This is a genomic window from Streptomyces aurantiacus JA 4570 (assembly GCF_000414115.1).
GTDB lineage: Bacteria > Actinomycetota > Actinomycetes > Streptomycetales > Streptomycetaceae > Streptomyces > Streptomyces aurantiacus_A.
In genome coordinates, this window is the sequence record NZ_AOPZ01000039.1 from 1 (window position 1) to 23,948 (window position 23,948).

Genomic DNA, 23,948 nt, shown 5'->3' on the forward strand with positions numbered 1-23,948 from the left:
CGGGCGGCGCGGTGTCGGCGGCGGCGCTGCTGCTCGGGCAGAACGGCGACGGCGACGGCGGCCGGACCTCGTCGCCCAGTTCGGCGTCCCCGGACACCCCCACCGACTCCGGCGGCCCGAGGCCCACGGCGACCTCGACGGTCACCAAGACCCCGGACACCGCCCGCCCCTCCACGCCCGACGCGCCCAAGGGCTACCGCCTCGCCAAGGACCAGCGCGGCTTCGCGCTCGCCGTGCCCAAGGGCTACGACCGCGAGACGGACGGACCGCGCACCTTCTACGTCTCACCGGGCGGCGCCTTCCGCATCGGCATCAAGGAGAGCGCCGCCGAGCCGGGCGGTCCGCTCGCCGCGCAGCGCCGCTCGCACGCCGAGGGCCCCCGCAACAACCCCGGCTACCGCGACGCCGAGGTCACCGAGACCACCCGCAACGGCCGCCCCGCCGCGCTGTGGCAGTTCACCTGGGACGGCTTCAGCACGGACGAGGGCGCCCGGCACACCTTCGACCTGTGCTGGCAGGAGGGCGGCCGGATGTACGACGTGTGGGTGTCGTCGCCGGTGGGGCTCACGCGGGAGGCGCGGCGGTACTTCGACACGGCGGTGGACACGTTCGTACGTCGATGACTGCGGCCGTACGTCGCTGACTTCGGCGGGCGTACGCAGCCGGAGTTCCCGGTTCGTGCATCACCCCGGTCACAAGTGGGCACCCTGGCTGGAACCCGGGGTGCCGCGCACGGTAGTCATGGGGGCATGAGTAACGACGGGGGAGCCTCCTACGGCCCGAACGAGACCACCAGCTACGGCCTGCAGCCACCGCAGCCCCCGCAGCAGGGTGGCGGTGAGCCGTACCCCAATCCGTACGCGCAGCAGCCCGCGCCCGCCGTACCGAATCAGCCATCTCGGCCTGCGCAGCCGACCCAGCCGCACCAGCCCGCGCAGCAGCCGCCGGGGCCCACCCAGGTCACGCAGGCCGAACCCGGCTCGGGCCGGCTGGTCGGCGGGCGCTACCGGCTCCTGTCGAAGCTCGGCCACGGCGGCATGGGCACGGTGTGGCGGGCCAAGGACGAGACGGTGGACCGCGAGGTCGCCGTCAAGGAGCCGCGCGTCCCGGACCATCTGCCGGAGCGCGAACGCGCCAACGCCTTCGAGCGGATGCGCCGCGAGGCGCGCGCCGCCGCCCGGCTCGACCACCCGGCCGTGGTCAACGTCCACGACGTCGTCGTCGAGGACGGCCAGCCGTGGATCGTGATGGAGTTCGTGCAGGGCCGCTCGCTCGGCGCGGCCCTGCGCGACGAGGGCACGCTCGGCGCGCGCGACGCGGCCCGGGTGGGCCTGGAGGTGCTCGGCGCCCTGGAGGCCGCGCACGCGGCGGGCATCCTGCACCGCGACGTGAAGCCGGACAACGTGATGCTGGGCCGGCACGACCGCGTGGTCCTCACGGACTTCGGCATCGCCCAGATCGAGGGCGAGACGAACCTGACGGACACCGGCGGCTTCGTCGGCTCGCCCGAGTTCATCGCTCCGGAGCGGGTGTTGGGGCAGCGGCCCGGGCCGGCCTCCGACCTGTGGTCGCTCGGCGTCGTGCTGTACGCGGCGACGGAGGGCGTGTCCCCGTTCCGCCGCAACAACACGCCCGCGACGCTCCAGTCGGTGCTCAACGCGACGCCCGCGGCGCCCGCGTCGGCGCAGGGCCCGCTCGCGGACGCGATCAACGGGCTGCTGCACAAGGACCCCGCCCACCGCCCGAACGCGGCCCGGGTCCGGGCCCTGCTCGAAGACGCCGTCAAGCCGCCGGCGCCCCCGCGGCTGCCCGCCACCCAGGTCGTGACCGGGTTCGCGGCGGGCGGCGGCCCGGCGCCGGCGCCGGGCCGGGGCAAGGGTGTGTTCCTCGGCCCCAAGGCGCTGGTGGCCGTGGGCGTCGTGGTCGTGGCGGCGGTGGCCGCGGGGGTGGTGCTCGCCGTGGACCCGTTCGGCGGTGCGTCGGACACGGAGGGCTGGGAGCAGCGCGAGGAGAAGGCGCTGGGGGCGACGGTTTCGGTGCCGGAGGGGTACCGCAGGACCACGAACGACGAAACGCCCAAGGAGCACTGGGTCACGTTCTCGGACAGGAGCGGCGGCATCTCCCTCACCCTGGAGCTCTCCAAGAAGTCCGAGGACGACCTGAACTACATCGCGGGCACGTCGATGGCCGAGGCGTACGAGGACATGAAGACGCTGGACGGCGGCGGCTCGGTGGGATCGTTCAGCCCGGACGTGATGGGCGCGGGCAAGAAGACGACGCAGGGCGAGTACGAGGGCAGGCAGTCCGCGGAGAACCTGATCCCGTACGTCAACAAGGAAACCGACGTCGAGTACCCGCGCGAGGCCAAGGTCTTCTACTACAAGACCAAGTCCGGGGACATGTACAAGCTGTGGATCGACTACCCGGACAAGAGCGACTTCACCGAGCGCGGGCGTGAGGTCGCGAAGACGGCGATCGACAACCTGAAGATCGCCAAGCCGTGAGCCGGGCGGAGGAGGGCCGACCGGGAACGCCCTGATCAGCACCTTTGCCGCCAGCAAGCACTGGCAGCGATGGAAGCGGCCCGCGGGCATGTGTGCCTGCCCCGTGAAACCTCGTTACCCATGGGTACCCAAAGCGCTCGCTCAGGCATACGCTCACGTCCATGACGGACTCGCAGGCCCCCGCCAAGCCCCTCGGAACGAACCCGGTCGCCCCGGCCCCCAGCGGCGCCCGCACCGCCGCGGACGTGGTCACGCCGGAGCTGGTCGCCCAGCTCACCCGTGACGTGATCGGCTCGGGCCGGACGGCCAACCACGCGCCGTTCAGCGGCGAGAAGCTGGCCGACCTGCCGGAGTCCACACCCGAGGACGTGGCGACCGCCTTCGAGCGGGCGCGCGCGGCGCAGGTCGCGTGGGCGCGCACGCCGGTGCGCCAACGCGCCGCCGTGCTGCTGCGCTTCCACGACCTTGTGCTCCAGCGCCAGGCCGAGGTCCTCGACCTCATCCAGCTCGAGACCGGCAAGGCGCGCCTGCACGCGCACGAGGAGATCCAGGCCGTCACCGTCGCGGCCCGGCACTACGGCCGCCGCGCCGGCGCGTATCTGAACCCCAAGCGCCACACCGGCGTCGTACCGACCCTCACCAAGGTCACCGAACTGCGCCAGCCGCGCGGTGTCGTCGGCCAGATCGCCCCCTGGAACTACCCGCTCGAACTGTCCATCGGCGACGCCCTGCCCGCCCTCGTCGCGGGCAACGCCCTGGTGATGAAGCCCGACACCGAGACCGCCCTGACGGCGCTCTGGGCCCGGGACCTGATCATCGAGGCGGGCCTGCCCGCCGAGGTCTTCCAGGTCGTGCTCGGCGACGGCCCCGTCATCGGCCCCGAGATCGTCAAGCACGCCGACTATGTCTCCTTCACCGGCTCCACCCGCACCGGCCGCGAGGTCGCGACGGGCGCCGCCGCCCGCCTCGTCGGCGTCTCCCTTGAACTCGGCGGCAAGAACGCCATGCTGGTCCTGCACGACGCCGACGTGGAGAAGGCCGCCGCGGGCGCGGTCCGCGCCTGCTTCTCCTCCGCCGGTCAACTGTGCATCTCCATCGAGCGGTTGTACGTCCACGAGGCCGTCGCGGACGCCTTCGTCGAGCGGTTCGCCGCGAAGACCAGGGCCATGCGGCTCGGGCGCTCGCTCGCCTACGGCGCCGAGATGGGCTCGCTCGTCGGCGAGCGGCAGTTCGAGACCACCAAGCGGCACGTCGACGAGGCCGTCGCCAAGGGCGCCACGCTGGTGGCGGGCGGCACGGCCCGGCCCGACATCGGCCCCTACTTCTACGAGCCGACCATCCTGGACGGCGTCGAGTCGCCGATGGCGGTGTGCACCGAGGAGACCTTCGGCCCGGTCGTCTCGATCTACCGCTTCACCGACGAGAACGAGGCCGTCGAACTCGCCAACTCCACCTCCTACGGCCTGAATTCCTCGGTCTGGACGAAGGACGGCAGGCGCGGCCGCGCCCTCGCCGCCCGCCTTCGCACCGGCACCGTCAACATCAACGAGGGCTACGCGCCCGCCTACGGCAGCGTGCAGTCGCCGATGGGCGGCATGAAGGACTCGGGCCTCGGCCGCCGCCACGGCTCCGAGGGCATTCTCAAGTACACCGAGGCGCAGACGGTGGCCCACCAGCGGCTCATCCCGCTGGCGCCGTCCTTCGGCATGGACGACGAGAAGTACGCGGCGTTCATGACGCGGAGCCTTCGGCTCATGAAAGCCCTCCGCTTGCGCTGAGCTGTGCAGGAAGCCCGCGGGCCGGTGAGGGCTGGGCGCGCCCGCGCGGCGGAGCCGCACCATGTCACAGCCCCGCGCCCCTTACGGGGCGCGGCACCGCACCCGAGCTCGCCAAGACCGCTCAGCGGACCCGTTCTCACGAGGAGAGTCAATGTCACAGGAGAACTCTGCCCGGCACCGGGGCGACGACGACTACGACTACGACGTGCTCGTCGTCGGCTCCGGCTTCGGCGGATCCGTATCCGCTCTGCGGCTCACGGAGAAGGGCTATCGCGTCGGCGTCCTCGAAGCGGGCCGCCGCTTCACGCGCGAGACGCTGCCGAAGAACTCCTGGGACCTGAAGAACTACCTGTGGGCCCCGGCGCTCGGCCTCTACGGCATCCAGCGCATCCACCTGCTCGGCAATGTGATGGTCCTGGCGGGCGCGGGCGTGGGCGGCGGATCGCTGAACTACGCGAACACGCTCTACGTACCGCCTGCGGCGTTCTTCAACGATCCGCAGTGGAAGGACATCACGGACTGGCAGGACGAGCTGCGTCCTTACTACGAGCAGGCCAAGCGCATGCTCGGCGTGCGGCTCAACCCCACGACCACCCCCTCCGACGTCCACCTCAAGGCCGCCGCGCAGGCCATGGGAGTGGGCGACAGCTTCCACATGGCGCCGGTCGGCGTCTTCTTCGGTGACGGACGGGACGCCACCGGTGAGTCAACGGCCGGTCCCGGGGCGGAAGTTCCCGACCCCTATTTCGGCGGCGCCGGGCCTGCGCGCCGCGCCTGCACCGAGTGCGGCGAGTGCATGACGGGCTGCCGCCACGGCGCGAAGAACACGCTCAACGAGAACTACCTCTACCTCGCGGAGAAGGCCGGCGCCGTCATTCACCCGATGACGTCCGTCGTCACCCTCACCGAGGACTCGCGCGGCGGCTACGCGGTGGGCACGCTGCCCACCGACAACAAGCGCAAGGGCCGGGGCCGCACCTTCCGGGCCCGGCGCGTCGTCCTCGCCGCCGGCACCTACGGCACCCAGACGCTGCTGCACCGCATGAAGGACGGCCATCTGCTGCCCCGTATATCCGGGCGCCTCGGCGAGCTGACCCGCACCAACTCCGAGGCCCTGGTGGGCGCCCAGACGACCGACCGCCGCTACCGCAAGCGGCACGGCGGCTCCCTCCTGGGCAGCGGCGGCAAGGTCGACTTCACCAAGGGCGTGGCCATCACCTCGTCCATCCACCCGAACGGGACCACCCACATCGAGCCGGTCCGCTACGGCAAGAAGTCCAACGCGATGGGCGGCATGACGCTGCTCCAGGTCCCGTACACGATGAAGGGCGGCAAGGCCCGCGTCGCCGGCTGGCTCGCCAACACCGCCCGCCATCCGCTCCTGACGGCCCGTTCGCTGTCCAACCGCCGCTGGTCGGAGCGCACCATCATCGGCCTCGTCATGCAGACCCTGGACAACTCGCTGACCACGTACCGCAAGGAGAAGGGCATCGGCAAGGGCCTGCTCACCGCCCGCCAGGGCCACGGCGCGCCCAACCCGGACCAGATACCCGAGGCCACCCGGGCCGCGTCCCTGATCGCCGAGGAGATCAACGGCTTCCCCGGCTCCAACGTCGGCGAACTGATGGGCACTCCGCTGACCGCGCACTTCCTGGGCGGCTGCCCCATCGGCGACGGCCCCGACACCGGCGTCATCGACCCCTACCACCGCCTCTACGGCCACCCCGGCATCTCCGTCGTCGACGGCGCCGCGGTCTCCGCGAACCTGGGCGTGAACCCCTCCCTCACGATCACCGCGCAGGCCGAGCGCGCCATGTCGTTCTGGCCGAACAAGGGCGAGGCGGACCCGCGTCCGGCCCAGGGCGCCGCGTACGCGCGGCTCGCGCCGGTCGAGCCGAAGTCCCCGACGGTGCCGGACCACGCGTTCGGGGCGCTGCGGCTGCCGTTCCTCGGGGTGCCGGAGGTACCGCCGAAGAAGTAGCCCGCCCACGGCGGTTACGTACACACGTGCTGGGGCCGCCCCGTACGCGAAAGGACCTGCACCCCCCTCCGAGTGCAGGTCCTCCGCGTCTTGGGGTACGTCGCCAGCGGCGGCGTACCGGTCGGTCGCCTACGCGGTGGCGTCCGAGTCGGAGCGGCGGCGCACGACGTACACCGCGCCCGCGCCCGCGACGACGGCGATACCGCCGACGATGCCGATGGTCGGCAGCATGGAGCTGGAACCGGTCTCGGCGAGGTTCCCGGTCGGCGGGATCTCCGCGGCGTCCGGGACGGTCTTGACCTGCTTGATCGGCTTGGCGCCGCCCTGCGGCTTCTTCTCCGCGAGGACGGGCGGCTTGACCGCGCCCGGCCTGGGCTTGGCCTCACCGGGGTGCTCGTTGCCGCTGCCGGCCTTCAGGACGGTGAAGTCGAAGAACGCGAACGCGTTGTGCACGCAGTTCTGCTCGGCGTCGAGGTAGCCGCCGAGGCCGAGCGCGTAGCCGTCGCCCGCCGGGGCCTTCTTGCTGATGTTCAGGCGCAGCTTGATCTCGACCTGCTCCTGGGCGCCGAGCGTGGTCTTGCCGAAGGAGACGCCGCTCTCGACCTCGTCGATGATCGACTTCCAGCCCTTGGCCTCGGGGTCGTAGAACTGGATCCGCGCGTAGGTGCTCAGCCAGTCCTTCTCGTCCTCGCTCGGCGAGAAGTTGTCCACGGCGGCGAGCCACTCGACCTCGCCGAGGTCCTCGTCGCTCGGGTTGGCGGCGGTCAGCGTGAACTCGTGCCAGCCGCTGCCCGCGACGATCTTGCCGGGCAGGCCGGAGAGTTCGAGCTCCAGCTTGTTCTCGGCGTCCTCGCCGGTGTCCTCGTCGGCCGGGCACTCGGTGGGCTCGTCCGTGGGGGTGGCGTCGTCCTCGGGCTTGGTGTCGCCGTCGTCGCCGGGCTTCGTGTCACCGCCGGGCTTGTCGCCGGGCTTGGTGTCGTCCCCGGGCTTGGCGCCGTCGTCGCCGGGCTTCGTGTCGCCGCCGGGCTTGGTGTCGTCACCCGGCTTCGCGCCGTCGTCCCCAGGCTTGTCGCCGGGCTTCGTGTCGTCCCCCGGCTTGTCTCCGGGCTTGGTGTCGTCACCAGGCTTGGCGGGGTCCTCGGGCTTGGTGTCGTCTCCCGGCTTCGCGGGGTCCTCCGGGCCGGGAGTGTCCACCGGCGGAGTCTCGGTCGTGCTCGCGGACGGCGTGGTGTTCGCATCCCCAGTTGCGAAGGCGGCCGGGGCCGAGAGCAGCGCGAGCGGGGCGATCGCTGCCGTCGCGGCCGCGGTGGCCAGAGCACGGCGAAGCTTCATGAAGACCTCAGAGAGTCCGGCGCACCGCGCGCCGCGCGGTACGGAGGTGGAGGCTCCGCGTCGGGCGCGGAAGTGGCCGTTGTTACGCATGGATGACCTGCGTCGTCCGCGAATGGTTGCCCTTGAACTGACAGAACTTTTATGTGGTTTGGGTCACATGTTCGGAGGTCGTGAAGGGACTTGGCTTGTGCGGCCGCCGTGGGGTGTCGTAGAACTTCCCCCGTTTGCAAGCGAGATGAAGCCGGCGTGCGGGTGAGGCGGGCCGGGCCGGGGGCGGCCGAGGGAAGGCCGCGAATGGATGTGGGGGAAAGCATGTCCGTGCAGTCGCCGCGGGAGCCCGAGCGGGAACCTGACGACGAGGCGTCGACATCCGGCGGGGCGCCGATACCCGACGCGGGGTCGATACCCGGCGGAGCGCCGATATCCGACACGGAGTCGATACCCGACGAGGTGTGGCGCAAGTTCGAGGAGGACAGCGAGCGGGACATCCGGGCGTCCGCTCCGAAGGAACCCTCCGCGCGGGCGCGCATGGTCGCCGAGCGGCTGCGCCGCCTGGACGAGGAGGCGGCCCGGCAGCAGGCCGAGGGTGTCGTCGGCCGCAAGCGGCGCAAGCGCAGGGAGGAGTCCGCGCAGCCCTGGCGCCCCGACGAGTGGCGCGCGGCGCCCACGGGGGCAGGGCGGTCGGAACGGTCCGAGCGGTGGCGGCAGGTCCGCAGCGTGGTGATCGTCGGGGGCTGCATGATCCTCGCGATCGCGCTCCTGAGCCCTTACCGGTTCTGGCCCTGGCAGTGAGGTCCGGGGCGGAGCGGTGAGGTCCGCGCCGTGAGGTCCGGGCGAGGCGTCCCGCGCGGAGGGAACCGCGGACGGCGATCTTCAGTCGTAGAAGGGGTGCGGGTGATTCCGCATGGACGTGTGAGGCGTGTGAGGCGTGTGCGCGGCGTGATCCGCGCGGGGCACGCGAGGAAGAGGGGGAACGTGAAGTCTTTGTCGCGTGTCGTGGTGGCCGTCTCGGTCGCGGCCGCTCTGGGCCTGACCGCCGCGTGCAGCGGGGGCGACGGTGACGGAGGCGACGGCCGCGACGGCGGCGAGTCGTCGACATCGCAGGCGAAGCCGAAGGGGCCGGACGGCGGCGCGGGAGATTCCGGAGCCGGCGGGGGGTCCGGCGGTGGCGGCTCCGCGGCCGGCGGTTCCGACGGCTCCGACGGCTCCGGCGACGAGTCCCCGGCAGCGCGGAAGCTGACGGTGTCGGCCCTGGCCAAGGGCGACCTCGACCGCTACGACTACGACGTGCTGGCCAAGGAGCGGTCGAGGTTCGAGGTCGCGTCGGACGGCGCCCCGGCGAAGCCCGCCGCCTGCCGCCCGCTCTCGGACATGCTGGCCTCCGCCACCCCGCCGAAGGCGGAGGCACACCTCGGCCGCACGGTGACGCCCAAGGGCCGCAGCGGCGCCTCCCCGACGGACATCGAAATGTTCGCGTACGACGACACCGGCGCGGCACGCAAGGCGCTCACGGAACTGCGCGCGGCGACCAAGGCGAAGCGGTGCGCGACGTTCCGCGCGGGCACCATGCGCTACAGCGGCGTCGCCTCCCTGCCCGCGCCCGACAAGGGTGACGAGGCGGTCGCGTACAAGCTGGGCAGTCACCAGGACGACTACGTGAAGCGGCGCACCGTCGTCGTGGTGCGCGACGGCTCGACCCTCGTCTCCTTCGCCGCGACCAACTTCTACAACCCGGCGGACGTCGCGCGCGACGAGGAAGTCCGCGAGCCCGGCGGTCTCGACGTGCCCGGGCCGGACAAGGCGGACGACGAGCCCAAGGTGGCGCCGGCGGTCATCGACGCGCAGCTGGACAAGGTGAAGTAGTGGCACGGACAAGGTGAAGTAGCGCGCACGGACAAGGTGAAGTAGCGCGCACGGACAAGGTGAGGTAGCGCGCAGGCGGCGCGGCCGGGCGAGCCGGCCGGACAGAGCGAAGGGCCCCGCGGGACGGATCCGCGGGGCCCTTGGCTGTCAGCACCGACGTCAGGGCAGCGTCGGTGCCGCGGGGCGGCGCCGGGGGGAGTGCGCCGCTGGTCTGGGGGAGCCGGTGGCCGACCCGGCGCGCAAGGGGCGCGCGACTGGTGTAGACCAATGGCAATCAAGTTGTGGAGAGCGGCGCCCGAAGCCCGTCTCCTCTACGCATCGTGGAGGATGGCCGGTTCTCCGCGCAACCGTTTCGACGACATCTTGGAACGGAGTGGGAAGGGGGCGGAGAACGGGCGGAGAAACCGGAGGGGAAACGGGAGGGAACCGGGAAGGCGGCGGGACGGGGGCCGGTCGGCCCCGGGCGTCCCCGGAGCCGGCCGTTCCCTGGGTGACCGGGCTGCTGTCCCCTGCCGTCCGGTCACTTCTCTGGAGCGAGGTCCCACGGCGCACACGCGATGCGTACGCCTCATCGCTCCAGCGGAGCCACGCGTGGTTCTTGCGGCCCGCCCCTGGCTGGCACGGACACCGGGACCAACGAAGTCTGTCCGGAACCAGTCACGCGCCGTACGGGTGAGAGAAGATCCGAACTCAGGTCCGTGGCGCAGCGGTTCCGCTTTTCCCGGGCCCGGCCGCCTGCTGAGGCGGGGCTCAGACGCGGCCCCGGCACAGCTCGAGGAGCGTCATGGCGAGCTGCGTGCCGGGCTTGCCCAGGGCGTCCCTGTAGTGGCCGAGAACCTCCATTTCGCGGGAGAGGTTCACACGCCGCCCGCCGGAGCCGATGCGTGCCTCCTGGATGACGGCGGAGACGGCCATCCGTTCCTGGACGAGGCCGATGATCCGGTCGTCGAGCGCGTCGATGCGCTCACGGGCACCGCCGATCAGTTCGGCGGCCTCGGGGGTGCGGGCACCGGTCCTCTCGGTGGGGGAGGCCGGGGATGCGGTCGTCGTGGTGGCGCTCATGGTGGGGCTCCTTGATCCGGTGGCGGTGCCCCGGGGCGACGCGGCCCGGAAACGACAGAACGCCCCGGGCCTTGTCGGCCCGGGGCGCCTGGGAAGTCGCTTGGCGTTACGTCAAGCAGCTCGACCATGGCAGCCGGCGAGCCGGATGCCATAGGTAAAGAGGAAGGTCGAGTGCGAGAGCATGAGGGCAGTGTACGCCAGCCATCGCTCAGCCCGTCCGGCGCTTGAGGACGAGGCCCGGAGGGCCGGTAGCCGGGGGCAAGGGGGCGCAGCCCCCATAAGCACGGGACGGGCAGGGGCGGAGGGGGCGAAAAACCACCGCGGGCACCCCCACCCGGCCCCCCGTTAGAATCGGCAGTACACACCCCTTGCTCACCGCCGGAAGGCAAACCGTGCCAGTAGCGCCGCCCGCCGCCCCCGACACCGTCCTGGTCGTCGACTTCGGAGCGCAGTACGCCCAGCTCATCGCCCGCCGCGTCCGCGAGGCCCGGGTCTACAGCGAGATCGTGCCCAGCACCATGCCGGTCTCCGAGATGCTCGCCAAGAACCCCGCGGCGATCATCCTCTCCGGCGGCCCGTCCTCGGTCTACGCCGAGCACGCCCCGACGGTGGACCGCGCCCTCTTCGAGGCCGGCGTCCCCGTCTTCGGCATGTGCTACGGCTTCCAGCTGATGGCGACCTCCCTCGGCGGCACCGTCGACGACAACGGCGCGCGGGAGTACGGCCGCACGCCCCTGCACGTGTCGAAGTCCGGCTCCACCCTCTTCGAGGGCACCCCGGACGAGCAGTCCGTGTGGATGTCGCACGGCGACGCGTGCAGCGCCGCCCCCGAGGGCTTCGCCGTCACGGCCTCCACGGACGTCGTCCCGGTCGCGGCCTTCGAGAACGACGCGAAGAAGCTGTACGGCGTGCAGTACCACCCCGAGGTCATGCACTCCACGCACGGCCAGCAGGTCCTGGAGCACTTCCTGTACCGGGGCGCGGGCCTGACCCCGTCCTGGACCACCGGCAACGTCATCGACGAGCAGGTCGCCGCGATCCAGGCCCAGGTCGGCACCAAGCGCGCCATCTGCGGCCTGTCCGGCGGCGTGGACTCCGCGGTCGCCGCGGCGCTCGTCCAGAAGGCCATCGGCTCCCAGCTCACCTGCGTGTACGTGGACCACGGCCTGATGCGCAAGGGCGAGACCGAGCAGGTCGAGAAGGACTTCGTGGCCGCGACCGGCGTGCAGCTCAAGGTCGTCGACGCCCAGGAGCGGTTCCTCGCCGCGCTCGCCGGGGTGTCCGACCCCGAGGAGAAGCGGAAGATCATCGGCCGCGAGTTCATCCGCGTCTTCGAGCAGGCCCAGGCCGAGATCGTCGCGGAGGCGCCCGGCGACCAGCCCGTCGAGTTCCTCGTCCAGGGCACCCTCTACCCGGACGTGGTCGAGTCCGGTGGCGGCACCGGCACCGCCAACATCAAGTCCCACCACAACGTGGGCGGCCTCCCCGAGGACCTCGAGTTCCAGCTCATCGAGCCGCTGCGCAAGCTCTTCAAGGACGAGGTGCGCATGGTCGGCCAGGAGCTCGGCCTGCCCGACGAGATCGTCCAGCGCCAGCCCTTCCCGGGCCCCGGCCTCGGCATCCGCATCGTCGGCGAGGTCACCCGCGACCGCCTCGACCTGCTGCGCGAGGCCGACGCCATCGCCCGCGAGGAGCTGACCGCGGCCGGCCTCGACCGCGACATCTGGCAGTGCCCGGTCGTGCTGCTCGCCGACGTCCGCTCCGTCGGCGTCCAGGGCGACGGCCGCACCTACGGCCACCCGATCGTGCTGCGCCCGGTCTCCTCCGAGGACGCCATGACGGCCGACTGGTCCCGCCTGCCGTACGAGGTGCTCGCCCGCATCTCCACCCGCATCACCAACGAGGTCGCCGACGTGAACCGCGTCGTCCTCGACGTCACGAGCAAGCCGCCGGGCACCATCGAGTGGGAGTAGTCCCCACGCGGGCGCGGCCGGTCCTCGCGACCCGAGCGTCCGCGGGATCGGCTCCCGTGGCCTGAACGCCGGTGCCGCCACCCATGAACCGGGTGGCGGCACCGGCGTTCTCACGCCCGCCGCGTGGTCCGCACCGGCTGCCCCGGTTTCCACAGCTGCACCGCCAGATACTTCTCCTCCTCGATGTACGTCCGTACGACCTCGGTCAGCTCCGTACGGAACAGGTGGAACGTCTCCGGGTCCGGCGGCTTCACCTCGTCCGTGTACAGCGCGATCGTCTCCGCGTCCCGCACCTCGACGGCCCGCCCCGCGATCCGTACGTCGCCGCCCGCCATCTCCATGCCCGGTCCCGGATTCGCCTGCAGCGCGAACCGCGGGTCGCGCCGCAGGTCCAGCGCCTTCAGTGAGCTCGGCATCATCCCGAGCCACAACTCCCCGTTCAGGAAACGCACTTCGAGCCCCGTCGTGCGCGGCGCCCCGTCCTTGCGCAGCGTCGCGAGGATGTGGTGCGTGAACTGTCCGAAGCGGTCCTCGACAGTCCGCGCCAGCTCGGGTTCCGCGGCCGAGAAGGCCGCCCAGTTGAAGGTCATGCGCCGAGTCTCCCGCCGAAACCAGACAACCACTGTCGCCTTTTGCGCGCCGTCCCGGAACCGCTTCGCGCATCGCCTCCCGTACCGCCCCCTCGCCCCTGCTCCAGACTCCCTTCACAAGAGACCCCTGTCGTCCTGCGCTGACCGGCGGTAACTTCCGCTCCGTACGGCCAGGGACGGAGGACACATGCAGGCGCCCACACCGATACCCGTCGAGCGGTTGCAGTTCGCGATGCCGCCGGCGCACGAGACGCCGGAGGACGAACGGCGCCACCGCAAGGAGCGGCTCGCCGGCGCCTTGCGGATCTTCGGGCGCCTCGGCTACGAGGACGGCGTCTCGGGACACATCACCGCGCGAGACCCCGAGTACGACGACTGCTTCTGGGTGAACCCGTTCGGCATGCCCTTCAAGCACATCACCGTCGGCGACCTCGTCCTCGCCAACGGGGACGGCCAGGTCGTCGAAGGCCGCCACCACGTCAACCAGGCCGCCTTCACCGTGCACGCCCAGATCCACCGGGCCCGCCCCGACGCCGTCGCCGTCGCCCACTGCCACTCCACGCACGGCCGCGCGCTGGCCGCGCTCGGCGAACTCCTCGACCCGATCACCCAGGAGTCCTGCGCCTTCTACGAGAGCCACGCCCTGTACGACGGCTACACCGGCGTCACCGTCGACGCCGAGGAAGGCCGCCTCATCGCCGCCGGGCTCGGCGACCACAAGGCCCTCATCCTGCGCAACCACGGGCTGCTCACCCTCGGCGGCTCCGTCGACGCCGCCGCCTGGTGGTTCATCTCCATGGAACGCTCCTGCCAGGTCCAGCTCGCCGCCCGCGCCGCCGGCCGCCCCGTGCTCATCGGGCACAAGGCAGCCGTCGGGACCCGCGAACAGCTCGGCAGCGACCTCGTGGCCTGGATCAACTACCAGTCGCTGTGGCAGGACATCAGCCGCAGCGAACCCGACCTCCTGACCTGACGCCGCACCGCATCCCGTCCTTTCCCCACCCGCCGCGCCCGCCTCACTCGCCGCACACGCGTGCCCACGCACGCGCCGCGTCAACCCGCGTGCCGCCACACCACCCGTGCTGACCTGAACCGTGGAGCACGCACAGGCGTCCGTGCGGCACAATTCCCAGACACCGCAAGGAAGTTCACGGCCGCGCGATCGAACGCAGATCCGGACGCGCGGCCCGCGGTGGCTCCGGTCAAGGGTGGGGAAGGCGGCGTACGCGGTGGCGGTCCAGGAAGCCAGGCACGGGGCGCACGGAGGCGGCTGCACCTGCGGCGACTGCCCGCACGGGGCGAGCGAGGGGCACCGGCGCGCCGTGGCCGAATTCGTCGCCCAACGTGACGAGTTCGCGGCCGGGCACGGCGTGCCCGCGGCCGTCGTCCACTCGGCGAGCGCCTCCCGGCAGTGGGTGTCGGACGAGCTGACCCAGTCCGCGCGGGCCGTCGCCGACCGCAGTCGCGCCGAGGGCGAGGCATGGCTCGGCCGCCTCTGGCCGCGCACCCTCGCCGTCGCCTGGGCCGCCGTCGTCGTCCTGCTCCTCGTCCAGGCGCTCACCGCCATCGGCACCGGCTGGACCGCCGCGCGCACGGCCGGGCTGCTCGCCGCGTGCGTCATGGGCGCGATCCTGAGCGGCGCCGCATACCTGCACCGCGCCCGCGGTGGCGTCCTCGCCCCGGTCATCGGCGACGACAACCGGCTCTCCACCTCCCGCGCCGTCGCCGCCTGCTGGGTGCTGTTCGTCGTCTTCGCCGTGCTCGTCCTCGCGGGCGAACTCGCCGCGGCCCCCGGCCAAGCCGCGCGCGAGGACCTCGTCGACGGCCTCCGCCTGTCCCGGGCCGTGGGCCTGGTGACCGTCCTCGCCGTCGTCTGTGGCGTCGCCGTGCTCGTACGCCGTGTCGTCGGTCTGCGCGTCCTCGCCCAGCGGCTGCAGAAGGTGCGCGCCGACCGGCCGCGCGCCGCCGACCTGCTCACCGACGACGCGGGCCGCGGCCACTTCGCCGACGTCCAGTACGTCCTGGTCAGCGCCGTCGCCGTGGTCTTCGTCGCCGTCCGGCTCGCCCGCCGCCCCGAGCAGCTGCCCGACCTGCCGTGGGGCCTCGCCGTGCTGGTGCTCGTGTCGGCCGCCACATACCTGGCGGGCAAGTACGCCGAAGGCGGCCGGCCCGTCATCCTCTCCGTCGTCCGCTCCCGCGAGGCGGGTGACCTGGACGCGCCGATCCGCACCGGCGACGACATCGAGATCCGCGGCGCCGGCTTCGTCCCGCCCGGCGCGGGCAGCGCCGACCGGCTGGCCAAGATGGCCGTCCGCATCGGCGCCGTCCACGTCCATGTGCCGCTCGTGCCCGTGCCCGGCGGCTTCACCAACCCGACGGACGCCGTCCTGACCGTCCCCGTGCCCGTCGACGTCGAGCCCGGCCGCGTCGAAGTCCAAGTGATCACCGCGGCGGGCGTCGAGACCAACCGCTGCACGATCGACGTCACCGACTGACCGGCCCGCCGCACAGCCGCCACCGCGCGACGCGCGGCCACCCGCACCGCTCCGAATGGACGCATGGACGTCCCCCTCCCGTGTGCCCCGGAACCCTGGAACCTCGTGGTGCCTCCGGGAAGCCCCCGAAGAACCCTCCGCACGCCACTGAGCAGCGGCCTCCTCCCGTACGTATCGTCAGTTGACGGGTCAACGGCCGAGGCGCGGGAGAGGCGGCGGACAGCGATGGCTCATGGCATGCGCTCGGACAGCCACACCAGCTATGGCAGACGGAACGACTGGCGCGACAACGCCACCCGCTACGCCCTGCTCCCGCTGAGGATCTTCCTCGGCGTCACCTTCATCTACGCGGGCCTGGACAAGATCACCGACAGCGCCTTCATGAAGGAGAGCGGCACCGGTTCGATCGGCGAGACGATGCGCGGCGTGCGCGACCTCGCGGCCTTCCCCGACCTGGTCGACCTGGCTCTGAAGAGCCCCGTCGGCTTCGGCTACGCCATCGCCCTCGGTGAACTGGCCGTCGGCATCGGCACCTTGATCGGCCTGTTCGCCCGCATCGCCGCCCTCGGCGGCGCCCTCATCTCCCTCAGTCTCTGGCTGACCATGAGCTGGCACGAAGAGCCCTACTACTACGGCAACGACCTCCCATACCTGATGGCCTGGCTGCCCCTGATCCTCGCCGGCGCGGCCTACCTGTCCGTCGACGCGTGGCTCGCGGAGCGGCGCAGAGCCGGCGGCCTTGGCGGCCTCGGCTAGGTCGGCCCTGGTCGCCCTGCCCCCGACCTTCAGCCGTCCGACCCCTCCGGCCCCCGGACGTCTGACCTCTCCGGCCCCCGCCCGGCCGAACTGCCCGCGAGGCTCCCGCGTCCGGGGCGCGGCCCGCGGGCCTTGCGTATGCCGTGGGCCACGGCCGCCGTGGCGCCCGCGAGGCACAGACCTCCCGTCACCATCGGGATGATCGCGAACCAGGGGGTGTCCCACAGGCCGCCCGCGTCGCCCGCGTACACCAGGCCCGCCAGGGCCAGGAAGAAGCCCGCCACCAGCCTGCCGGGCTGGAACTCATGTCGCGGCACGGGCCACCTCCACCTGTCCGACGCCGACTTCCAGCCGCAGGTCGACCGTGCCGCCGTCCTTCGTGCCCCGGGGCGGGGCCAGCGTCGTCTTCTTCGTCTTGTCCGGGGCGATGTCCACCTCCTGGCTGTTGTCGCTCGGCAACTGGATGTCGCCGAGGCCCACTTCGGCCCGCAGCCTCACCTCGGCGTCCTTCGGCACGATCACCTTCAGGCGGCCCGCGCCCACTTCCGCACGGGTGGTCACCGTCTGGTCCTCGCGGAGGTCGATCCGGCTCAGGTCCAGCGTGCCCACACCTGTTCCCAGCTCGTACGCCGGGCGGACGTCCGCCGTTGCCGCCGGGCGCCAGTCCGTGCGCATCCAGTTCGTGGTGATCGTCTTCGGCAGCGCGGCGGAGCAGGCGACGAGGGCCGCGAGGATCACCGCTATCACGATCGAGCCCGCGCCCGTGCGCCCGAGGAAGGAGCTGACCGCGATACCGAGGCCGAGCACGCCGAGCGCGCAGGCGAAACCGGTCTGCAAGCTCGTGCCGAGCGGCTGGTCCTCCCAGGTCAGGGCCGAGCCGAGGCAGCCCGCGAGCACCGCTGCGAGAAATATCCAGCCGCCGATCCAGCGCGGTCCGCGCGGGCCGGGCGGCCCCGGGGCCGGCGCACCGCCTCCCGCGGGGGAGTGCGGGGCGTCCGGCTGATAGCGCACCGTGACCGGGTCCGGGCCCCAGAAGTACTTCGGCACTCCTTCGAGCGGACCGCCCTTCGTGAGGGGGTCGCGCCACCAGGACGGGCCGCCGGCCACGGGCGGGGCCTTGGCCTCCGGCGGCGCGTCCGCCACGGCCTGGGCCGCCACCGGGTCCGGATCGGGGGCGCCGCGCTGCCGCGACCAATACCCCGCGCCCGCGAGCAGCAGGGCCAGGACGGCGGCGAAGGTCAGCGCGCTGCTGTTGTTCAGCAGGGTCAGGAACACGCCGCAGCCCACCAGCGCGAACAGCACGGCCGTCAGCGCGTGGCCGTCCACGCGGCCGGTCAGGAGACGGCGCGCCTCGTTCTCCTCCTCGTCCTCGTACGGAATGAACAGCCATGCGAAGCCGTAGAACACCAGGCCGAGGCCGCTGGTGATCGCCAGCACCGCGAGGCCGACGCGGAAGATCACCGGGTCCATGTCGCACTGCCGGCCCAGACCCGCGCACACGCCGCCCAGCTTGCGATGCCGGCGGTCACGGCGGAACTTGCGCTCGCGCACGGCCTCCGGCCCGCCCGGCTCCTCGGCCGGGGCGGACAGGCGATCGCGCGGCGGGGCCGACGGGCCCGGCGCGGGCTGCTGATCTGTCATGACTCCATGGTGACGGCCGCGGCCCCGCCGCGGCAGCCGGGACAACCCTGGCCCGACCCTGAAATCGCCCCTGAGCGTCCCGGAGGATCCGCCCCTGATCACCCCGGCGGCCAGGGACCGGGCAGAGATCAGAGGCGTGCTGGGCAGAGAGCAGAGGCGTGCCGGGCGGAGATCAGGGAAACGCCTGGCAGAGATCAGGGGAGTCTCGGGGCTCGACCCTGATGCCCCCGCCCGCGCCCGCGTGTGAATATCGGACACATGCCGGAAGCCGCAGCCGTACCCATCGAAGACGAGCGGCCGCTGCGGAAGCTCTATCGCAGCGGTGAGGGCCGCCTGCTCGGCGGGGTCGCGCGCGGCCTCGCGGGGCACCTCGGGCTGCCCGTCATCTGGGTGCGGGTCATCTTCATCGGCCTGTTCCTGGCGAACGGCCTGGGCGCGCTGTTGTACGCGGCGTTCTGGTTCTTCGTCCCGCTGGGCGTCGGCGGCGTCGGCGCCCAGGCCCAGCGGCCGGCCGTGGTGGCCACGGAGACGGCGCCGGACGGCCGCCGCAAGCTCGTCGCCCGCAAGCCGGACAAGGGCCAGATCGTCGCGCTGCTCGCGATGGTCGTCGTCGCCATGGTCTTCGTCGGCAGCGTGGACCTCGGCGGCCCGACGCAGGCGTATCTCTGGCCGACCCTGTTCGTCGCCGCCGGCGTCGCCCTGGTCTGGCGCCAGGCGGACAACGCCCGCAGGGCCCGCTGGATGGAAGTGGGCCGCAGGCGGCGCACGCTGACGATCGCCCGGACCGGGGCCGGTGTGCTCCTCGTCGGGGTCGGTGTCTCCGGCATCTTCGTCCTGCGCGGCTCCGCGTCCGACCTCGGGGCGGCGCTGCAGGCGGCGCTCGCCGTCCTTGTCGGCATCGCGCTGCTCGCCGGCCCCTATCTCGTGCGGATGACGCAGGACCTCTCCGAGGAGCGGCTGATGCGCATCCGTGCCCAGGAGCGCGCCGAAGTCGCCGCGCACGTGCACGACTCGGTGCTGCACACCCTCACGCTGATCCAGCGCAACGCGGACAGCGCGGGCGAGGTGCGCCGCCTCGCCCGCGCCCAGGAGCGCGACCTGCGCGCCTGGCTCTACAGACCCGAGGGCACCGGCAAGGACGAGGCGGAGGAGCCCGACACCCTCGCCGAGGCGATACGGCACAACGCCGCGGAGGTCGAGGACAAGCACGGCGTCCCGATCGAGGTGGTCGTCGTCGGCGACTGCCCGCTCGACGAGGGACTGACGGCACAGACGCAGGCCGCGAGGGAAGCGATGGTCAACGCCGCCAAGTACGGTGGCGAGGGCGGCGCGGTGCAGGTCTTCGCCGAAGTCGAGGGGGAGACGGTCTTCGTGTCCGTGCGGGACCGCGGCCCGGGCTTCGATCTGGACTCCGTGCCGGACGACCGCATGGGCGTACGAGAATCGATCATCGGTCGCATGCAGCGCAACGGCGGTACGGCGCGGCTGCGCGCGGTGCCGGGCGGCGGCACGGAAGTCGAGCTGGAGATGGAGAGGACGGCGGCGACATGAGCGACGCGACCGAGACGGGCGGGCCCGCGGAGCCGACCGGGACGACGGGGCCCGCGAGCCCGGCCGTCGGGGCCGGTGCGGCCGCCGGGGCGAGTGGGACGAGCGAGACCGCCGGGACCAGTGGGCCCAGCGGGACAGGAGCGGCCGCTGGGGCAGGCGGGGCCGAGGGGGCCGACGCCGAGCCGGGCGGTCCGGCGGGCGGTGCCCCGGCCGGGCGCCGTGTGCGGGTCGTCCTCGTCGACGACCACCGGATGTTCCGCACCGGCGTGCAGGCGGAGATCGGCCAGACGGAGCGCACGGGCGTCGAGGTGGTCGGCGAGGCCGCGGACGTCGACCAGGCGGTCACGGTCATCACGGCGACGCGCCCCGAGGTGGTGCTGCTCGACGTGCATCTGCCGGGCGGCGGCGGGGTCGAGGTGCTGCGCCGGTGCGCGCCGTTGATGGCGGACACGGAGAACCCGGTGCGGTTCCTCGCGCTGTCGGTGTCGGACGCGGCGGAGGACGTCATCGGGGTCATCCGGGGCGGCGCCCGCGGCTATGTCACCAAGACGATCACCGGCACCGACCTGGTCGATTCGATCTTCCGGGTCCAGGAGGGCGACGCGGTGTTCTCGCCGCGGCTCGCCGGTTTCGTCCTGGACGCCTTCGCGTCCACGGACGCGGCCCCGGTCGACGAGGATCTGGACCGCCTGACGCAGCGCGAGCGCGAGGTGCTGCGGCTCATCGCCCGCGGATACGCGTACAAGGAGATCGCCAAGCAGCTCTACATCTCCGTGAAGACGGTCGAGTCCCATGTCTCGGCGGTCCTGAGGAAGCTCCAGCTGTCGAACCGGCACGAGCTGACGAGGTGGGCGACGGCCCGGCGCCTGGTCTGACGTACCGGCGGGGCTCACGCCACCCGCGCCGCCCCCGCGAACGGCATCTGGCTGATCGGTGCGAGCCGTACCGGGGCGCTCGGGTTGGGGGCGTGGATCATCTGGCCGTCGCCGACGTAGAGGCCGACGTGGCTGATGCCCGAGTAGAAGAACACCAGGTCGCCCGGCTGGAGTTCGGCGCGCGACACGCGTCGGCCGGTGTCGATCTGGGCGTAGGTGGTGCGCGGCAGGGAGATGCCGGCGGCGCGGTACGCGGCCTGGGTGAGGCCGGAGCAGTCGAAGGCGTTGGGTCCCGTCGCGCCCCACACATAGGGGCTGCCGAGTGCCTTGTAGGCGTACGAGACGGCCGCCGCGGCGCGGGCGTTGGGGGCGCCTTTCGCGGTGCCGGGCGCAGCAGGGCGCCCGGCGGCCCGTGCGGCCCTCTCGGTGCCCTCGCCCGCTCCGCCCCGCCCGTCGTCGTCGGCGGCCACGCGGGCGCGCTCCTCGGCGGTCAGCCGGGCGAGCAGCCGCCTGGCCTCGCCGAGCTTGCCGGTCACGGTCTTCTTGTGCTTGCGCAGGTCCGCCTGGCGGGACTTGAGGTCCGCCAGGGTGCCGTCCGCCTCGGTGCGGAGCTGGTCGAGCTCGCGGACCTGGTTCCGTACGCCGGTGACGGTCGCCGCCTGGCGCAGTCCCGCCCGGTCGGCGAGGGCGGCGCGTTCGAGGAACTCGTCCGGGTCGGAGGAGAGGGCGAGCTGGACGGACGGGTCGACGGCGCCGGAGCGGTACTGCGCGGTGGCCAGTGAACCCAGGCCCTGGCGGGCGGAGTTGAGCTTCTCGGTCCTGCGGGCGGCCTCGTCGCGCAGGTCGGTCAGGGACTTCTCGGCCTTGTCGGCCTTCTCCTTGGCGCCGTTGTACTTCTCGGTGGCGACCTCGGCCTCGCGGTAGAGCTCGTCGACCTTGGCCTTGACCTCGCTGGGGCTGAGCCGGGGGTCCGCGTGCCCGGTGCCTTCGAAGGCGGTCGCGGTGGCGGCCGACGCGAGGGCGAGGGTGGCGGCCGTGCGGGCCGTATGGCCGCTGAGCGAACGCTGCTTGGGCTTGCGGTGCGCTGCCACGGAGGCTCCACGTCCTTCCTTGTGGCCCGGTCCGGCGGCGCCCGCACAGGGGGAGCGGGACGCCGCCGGACTTTCTCGGCGGAGGTGGCCGACTGCCGTCCCTGGTCCGGACGACGGTGGGGAGCCGGTCACCTGGCGAGGACGCTAAACCTGACCGTCACCGGTTCGTGACCCGATGTGCGCTAACGACGCATGCGGGGCGAGGACTGAACGGATGCGAGCGGGCCGACTCGGCCTCGGTGACCGGTTTCGCGCCCCGGGTGACCGATGTGGCGTTTGTGGCCCGCCTGTCTGGTGAGGGGTGCTAAGGCCCTCCGGGCGGCGACAGGACTTCCGGGCGTGAAGGGCTCCGGGCGGTGGCAGCCCCACGGGTAGTGGCAGGGCTCCCCGGGCGGCCCGGGCCGACCCGCCCGGCCGCGTGCGCCGGCCGCGAATTAGGCTCCGCCCCATGGACGTACTCATCCATCTCTTCGTCGGCCTGCACATCATCGGCATCGCCTCGCTCCTGGGCGGCTTCCTCACCCAGATGAAGGCGATGGGCGAGGGAACGGCCCGCTTCAGCCCCGCGATGCTGCACGGCGCGCTGACCATGCTGGTCACCGGTGTGGTCCTGGTCGGCCTCAATCAGGCCGACGACAACACGGTCAACAACCTCAAGATCGGCGTCAAGCTCGCGCTGCTGATCGTGATCCTCGCGCTCGTGTACGTGAAGCGGGACGAGGAGAAGGTCGACAAGGGGATGTTCGGGGCGGTCGGCGCCCTGACGACGGCGAACATCTTCATCGCCGTCCTCTGGACGTAGACCGCCCCCACATAGACCGCCTCTACGTAGACAGCTGGGCGTAGACCGCCTCTACGTAGACATCGATTACGCGGGCCGCACCACGCTGTGGATCGGCATGTAGTAGATCGACTCGACCCGGACGTTCGCGCCCGGCTTCGGGGCGTGGATCATCTTGCCGTTGCCTATGTAGATGCCGACGTGGCTGATGTCGTCGTAGAAGAAGACCAGGTCGCCCGGCTCGGCGCTGGACGTCGAGACCTTCGTGCCGACCTTCACCTGGTCCCACGTGGTGCGCGGCAGTGAGATGCCGGCGGTCTTCCAGGCGGCCTGGGTGAGCCCGGAGCAGTCGAAGGAGTCCGGTCCGGTGGCGCCCCACACGTAGGGCTTGCCCATCTGCTTCTCGGCGAAGGCGATCACCTTCTCGGCCTTGGCGGCGTAGCTGCCGTCCGTGCTGCCGGACCCCGATCCCGAGCCCGTGTCCGCCCCGGAGCCGGAGCCGGATCCCGACCCTGAGCCGGTGTCCGACCCGGAACCGGACCCCGAACCCGATCCCTGGTCCTGCCCCTGCTCCCGTTCCCGCTCCCGCCGCTCCGCGGCCTCCTCCGCCTTCCGCTTGCGTTCCGCCTCGGCCTGCTTGCGCGCCAGCTCGGCGGCCTTGCGCTTGGCGGCCTCTTCCTTCCGCTTCTCGATCGCGGCGAGCCGCGCCTTCTCCTCGGCGGTCAGCTTCGACAGGAGCGAGCGCGCCTCGGTCAGCTTGGTCTGGACGGTCTGCTTGCTCGCCTTCAGGTCGTCGCGCGAGTCGCCGAGCGTCTTCAGGCTCTTCGCGGCCTTCGCGCGCTGCTTGGTCGCGGCGGCCTGCTGCGTCTGGTAGTCGTCGACGGCCTTCTTCTGCCGGTTGGTGAGCCGGTCGGCGAGGTGGTTCTGGTCGAAGAAGCCCTGCGGGTCGTCGGCGAGCATCATCGTGGCGGTCTCGGAGACGCCCCCGGTGCGGTACTGCGCGGCGGCGAAGGAGCCGAGCTCCCGGCGGGCCTCGTTGAGGCTGTCCGTGCGCTTGGCCACGTCGTCCAGGAGCCGGTCGACCTTCTTGCGCTGCTTGTCGGTGCGCTCCTTGGCGGAGTTGTACTTCTGGGTGGCCACTCCGGCCTGGTGGTAGAGGTCGTCGACCTTCTTCTGGACCTCTTCGAGGCTGGGCTTCCCGGGCTCGGCGGGGGCGGACGGCGCGGCGTTCGCGCTCTGCGAGAGCAGGGCCACCGAGGTCAGGGCGGCGGTCGTGATGCCGAGGGCCGGGGTGGTGCGGATGAGGGCTGAGCGGCTGCGCGGCTTGCGGTGCGACGCCAAAGCTGGCGACTCCTTCCGTGGACCGCCTACCGGGTTAGCTGTCGGGTTCGGGCGGGTACGTCGGAAGGCTGCCCTACCGTCCCGTACTGCGTACGGGACCGATTCACCCCAGGAACATGGTGGGTCCCCGGCTCCGAACGCGTCGGACTCGGCGGAGGCCGCGCGTGCCCGGCGGGGTTCGCCGGTGGGGGGACGTGCGGCCCGCGCAGCACGCTAGCCAACTGGTGCGGCGCGAGGGAAGGTTGATGTTCGATATGCCCGATACATTTTCGTGACTTTGCGAAGCCCTTGGCGCCGCCCTGACGCGGGCAGCCCCGGCCGTGGCGCACCGTGA

General features: G+C 72.2%; 19 protein-coding genes, 1 pseudogene and 1 riboswitch. Of the genes and pseudogenes, 13 read left to right on the forward strand and 7 right to left on the reverse strand.

Going from position 1 to position 23,948, the window contains the following annotated elements; genetic code table 11:
- The 4 genes and pseudogenes from STRAU_RS05160 to STRAU_RS05175 form a co-directional block, all read left to right on the forward strand.
- Positions 1-623: pseudogene (locus STRAU_RS05160) on the forward strand (serine/threonine protein kinase); the annotation flags it as partial.
- 126 nt (positions 624-749) lie between these two features.
- Positions 750-2,504: a serine/threonine-protein kinase gene (locus STRAU_RS05165; protein WP_016639186.1), complete on the forward strand. Its 1,755-nt coding sequence runs from the start codon at positions 750-752 to the stop codon at positions 2,502-2,504.
- Positions 2,505-2,665: 161 nt separating this feature from the next.
- Positions 2,666-4,282 carry a succinic semialdehyde dehydrogenase gene (locus STRAU_RS05170; protein ID WP_016639187.1) on the forward strand — a complete coding sequence of 539 codons (1,617 nt, stop codon included), beginning with the start codon at positions 2,666-2,668 and terminating at the stop codon, positions 4,280-4,282.
- Between the two features lie 151 nt (positions 4,283-4,433).
- Positions 4,434-6,263 carry a GMC family oxidoreductase gene (locus STRAU_RS05175; RefSeq protein ID WP_016639188.1) on the forward strand — a complete coding sequence of 610 codons (1,830 nt, stop codon included), beginning with the start codon at positions 4,434-4,436 and terminating at the stop codon, positions 6,261-6,263.
- A gap of 129 nt (positions 6,264-6,392) precedes the next feature.
- Here STRAU_RS05175 and STRAU_RS05180 read toward each other — a convergent pair whose 3' ends face one another.
- On the reverse strand, positions 6,393-7,595 hold the full coding sequence (locus STRAU_RS05180; protein ID WP_037657641.1) for an LAETG motif-containing sortase-dependent surface protein: 1,203 nt from the start codon (positions 7,593-7,595) through the stop codon (positions 6,393-6,395).
- A 312-nt stretch (positions 7,596-7,907) separates the two neighbouring features.
- Between STRAU_RS05180 and STRAU_RS05185 the strand changes: the two genes are divergently transcribed.
- Positions 7,908-8,387, forward strand: a complete 480-nt coding sequence (locus tag STRAU_RS05185) for a hypothetical protein (protein ID WP_158692017.1) — start codon at positions 7,908-7,910, stop codon at positions 8,385-8,387.
- 183 nt (positions 8,388-8,570) lie between these two features.
- Positions 8,571-9,458 (forward strand): hypothetical protein, encoded by an 888-nt coding sequence (locus tag STRAU_RS41300; protein WP_158692018.1) that lies wholly within the window; start codon positions 8,571-8,573, stop codon positions 9,456-9,458.
- Between the two features lie 750 nt (positions 9,459-10,208).
- Here the strand turns inward: STRAU_RS41300 and STRAU_RS05195 are convergent.
- Entirely contained in the window at positions 10,209-10,520 is a 312-nt protein-coding gene (locus tag STRAU_RS05195) for a chorismate mutase (protein WP_016639192.1), read from the reverse strand.
- A 392-nt stretch (positions 10,521-10,912) separates the two neighbouring features.
- On the opposite strand from STRAU_RS05195, the gene guaA reads away from it, so the two are divergent.
- Entirely contained in the window at positions 10,913-12,493 is a 1,581-nt protein-coding gene (guaA, locus tag STRAU_RS05200) for a glutamine-hydrolyzing GMP synthase (RefSeq protein WP_037657643.1), read from the forward strand.
- A 110-nt stretch (positions 12,494-12,603) separates the two neighbouring features.
- Here the strand turns inward: guaA and STRAU_RS05205 are convergent, their stop codons facing one another.
- Positions 12,604-13,083, reverse strand: a complete 480-nt coding sequence (locus tag STRAU_RS05205; RefSeq protein WP_016639194.1) for a pyridoxamine 5'-phosphate oxidase family protein — start codon at positions 13,081-13,083, stop codon at positions 12,604-12,606.
- 187 nt (positions 13,084-13,270) lie between these two features.
- On the opposite strand from STRAU_RS05205, the gene STRAU_RS05210 reads away from it, so the two are divergent.
- From STRAU_RS05210 to STRAU_RS05220, 3 genes are all read left to right on the forward strand, one after another.
- On the forward strand, positions 13,271-14,056 hold the full coding sequence (locus STRAU_RS05210) for a class II aldolase/adducin family protein (RefSeq protein WP_016639195.1): 786 nt from the start codon (positions 13,271-13,273) through the stop codon (positions 14,054-14,056).
- Positions 14,057-14,312: 256 nt separating this feature from the next.
- On the forward strand, positions 14,313-15,578 hold the full coding sequence (locus STRAU_RS05215) for a hypothetical protein (RefSeq protein WP_037657665.1): 1,266 nt from the start codon (positions 14,313-14,315) through the stop codon (positions 15,576-15,578).
- Between the two features lie 237 nt (positions 15,579-15,815).
- Complete coding sequence (locus STRAU_RS05220; protein ID WP_016639198.1) at positions 15,816-16,334, forward strand: DoxX family protein; 519 nt, start codon at positions 15,816-15,818, stop codon at positions 16,332-16,334.
- Positions 16,335-16,363: 29 nt separating this feature from the next.
- Here the strand turns inward: STRAU_RS05220 and STRAU_RS42860 are convergent, their stop codons facing one another.
- On the reverse strand, positions 16,364-16,651 hold the full coding sequence (locus tag STRAU_RS42860) for a hypothetical protein (RefSeq protein ID WP_037657645.1): 288 nt from the start codon (positions 16,649-16,651) through the stop codon (positions 16,364-16,366).
- Positions 16,638-17,975: a PspC domain-containing protein gene (locus STRAU_RS05230; protein ID WP_016639201.1), complete on the reverse strand. Its 1,338-nt coding sequence runs from the start codon at positions 17,973-17,975 to the stop codon at positions 16,638-16,640. Before STRAU_RS05230 ends, STRAU_RS42860 begins: the two co-directional genes overlap by 14 nt.
- 258 nt (positions 17,976-18,233) lie before the next feature.
- On the opposite strand from STRAU_RS05230, the gene STRAU_RS05235 reads away from it, so the two are divergent.
- Entirely contained in the window at positions 18,234-19,526 is a 1,293-nt protein-coding gene (locus STRAU_RS05235; RefSeq protein WP_037657647.1) for an ATP-binding protein, read from the forward strand.
- Positions 19,523-20,401 (forward strand): LuxR C-terminal-related transcriptional regulator, encoded by an 879-nt coding sequence (locus tag STRAU_RS05240; protein WP_310592221.1) that lies wholly within the window; start codon positions 19,523-19,525, stop codon positions 20,399-20,401. The genes STRAU_RS05235 and STRAU_RS05240 overlap by 4 nt, the downstream gene beginning before the upstream one ends.
- A gap of 14 nt (positions 20,402-20,415) precedes the next feature.
- On the opposite strand, the gene STRAU_RS05245 is transcribed toward STRAU_RS05240, so the two are convergent.
- The gene (locus STRAU_RS05245; protein ID WP_016639203.1) at positions 20,416-21,492 is read right to left on the reverse strand and encodes a C40 family peptidase; all 1,077 of its coding nucleotides are present in this window, start codon (positions 21,490-21,492) and stop codon (positions 20,416-20,418) included.
- A gap of 448 nt (positions 21,493-21,940) precedes the next feature.
- On the opposite strand from STRAU_RS05245, the gene STRAU_RS05250 reads away from it, so the two are divergent.
- Complete coding sequence (locus tag STRAU_RS05250) at positions 21,941-22,294, forward strand: hypothetical protein (RefSeq protein ID WP_016639204.1); 354 nt, start codon at positions 21,941-21,943, stop codon at positions 22,292-22,294.
- A gap of 66 nt (positions 22,295-22,360) precedes the next feature.
- Here the strand turns inward: STRAU_RS05250 and STRAU_RS05255 are convergent, their stop codons facing one another.
- On the reverse strand, positions 22,361-23,614 hold the full coding sequence (locus STRAU_RS05255; protein ID WP_016639205.1) for a C40 family peptidase: 1,254 nt from the start codon (positions 23,612-23,614) through the stop codon (positions 22,361-22,363).
- Between the two features lie 8 nt (positions 23,615-23,622).
- Positions 23,623-23,778, reverse strand: a riboswitch (cyclic di-AMP (ydaO/yuaA leader).
- Between the last annotated feature and the right edge of the window lie 170 nt (positions 23,779-23,948).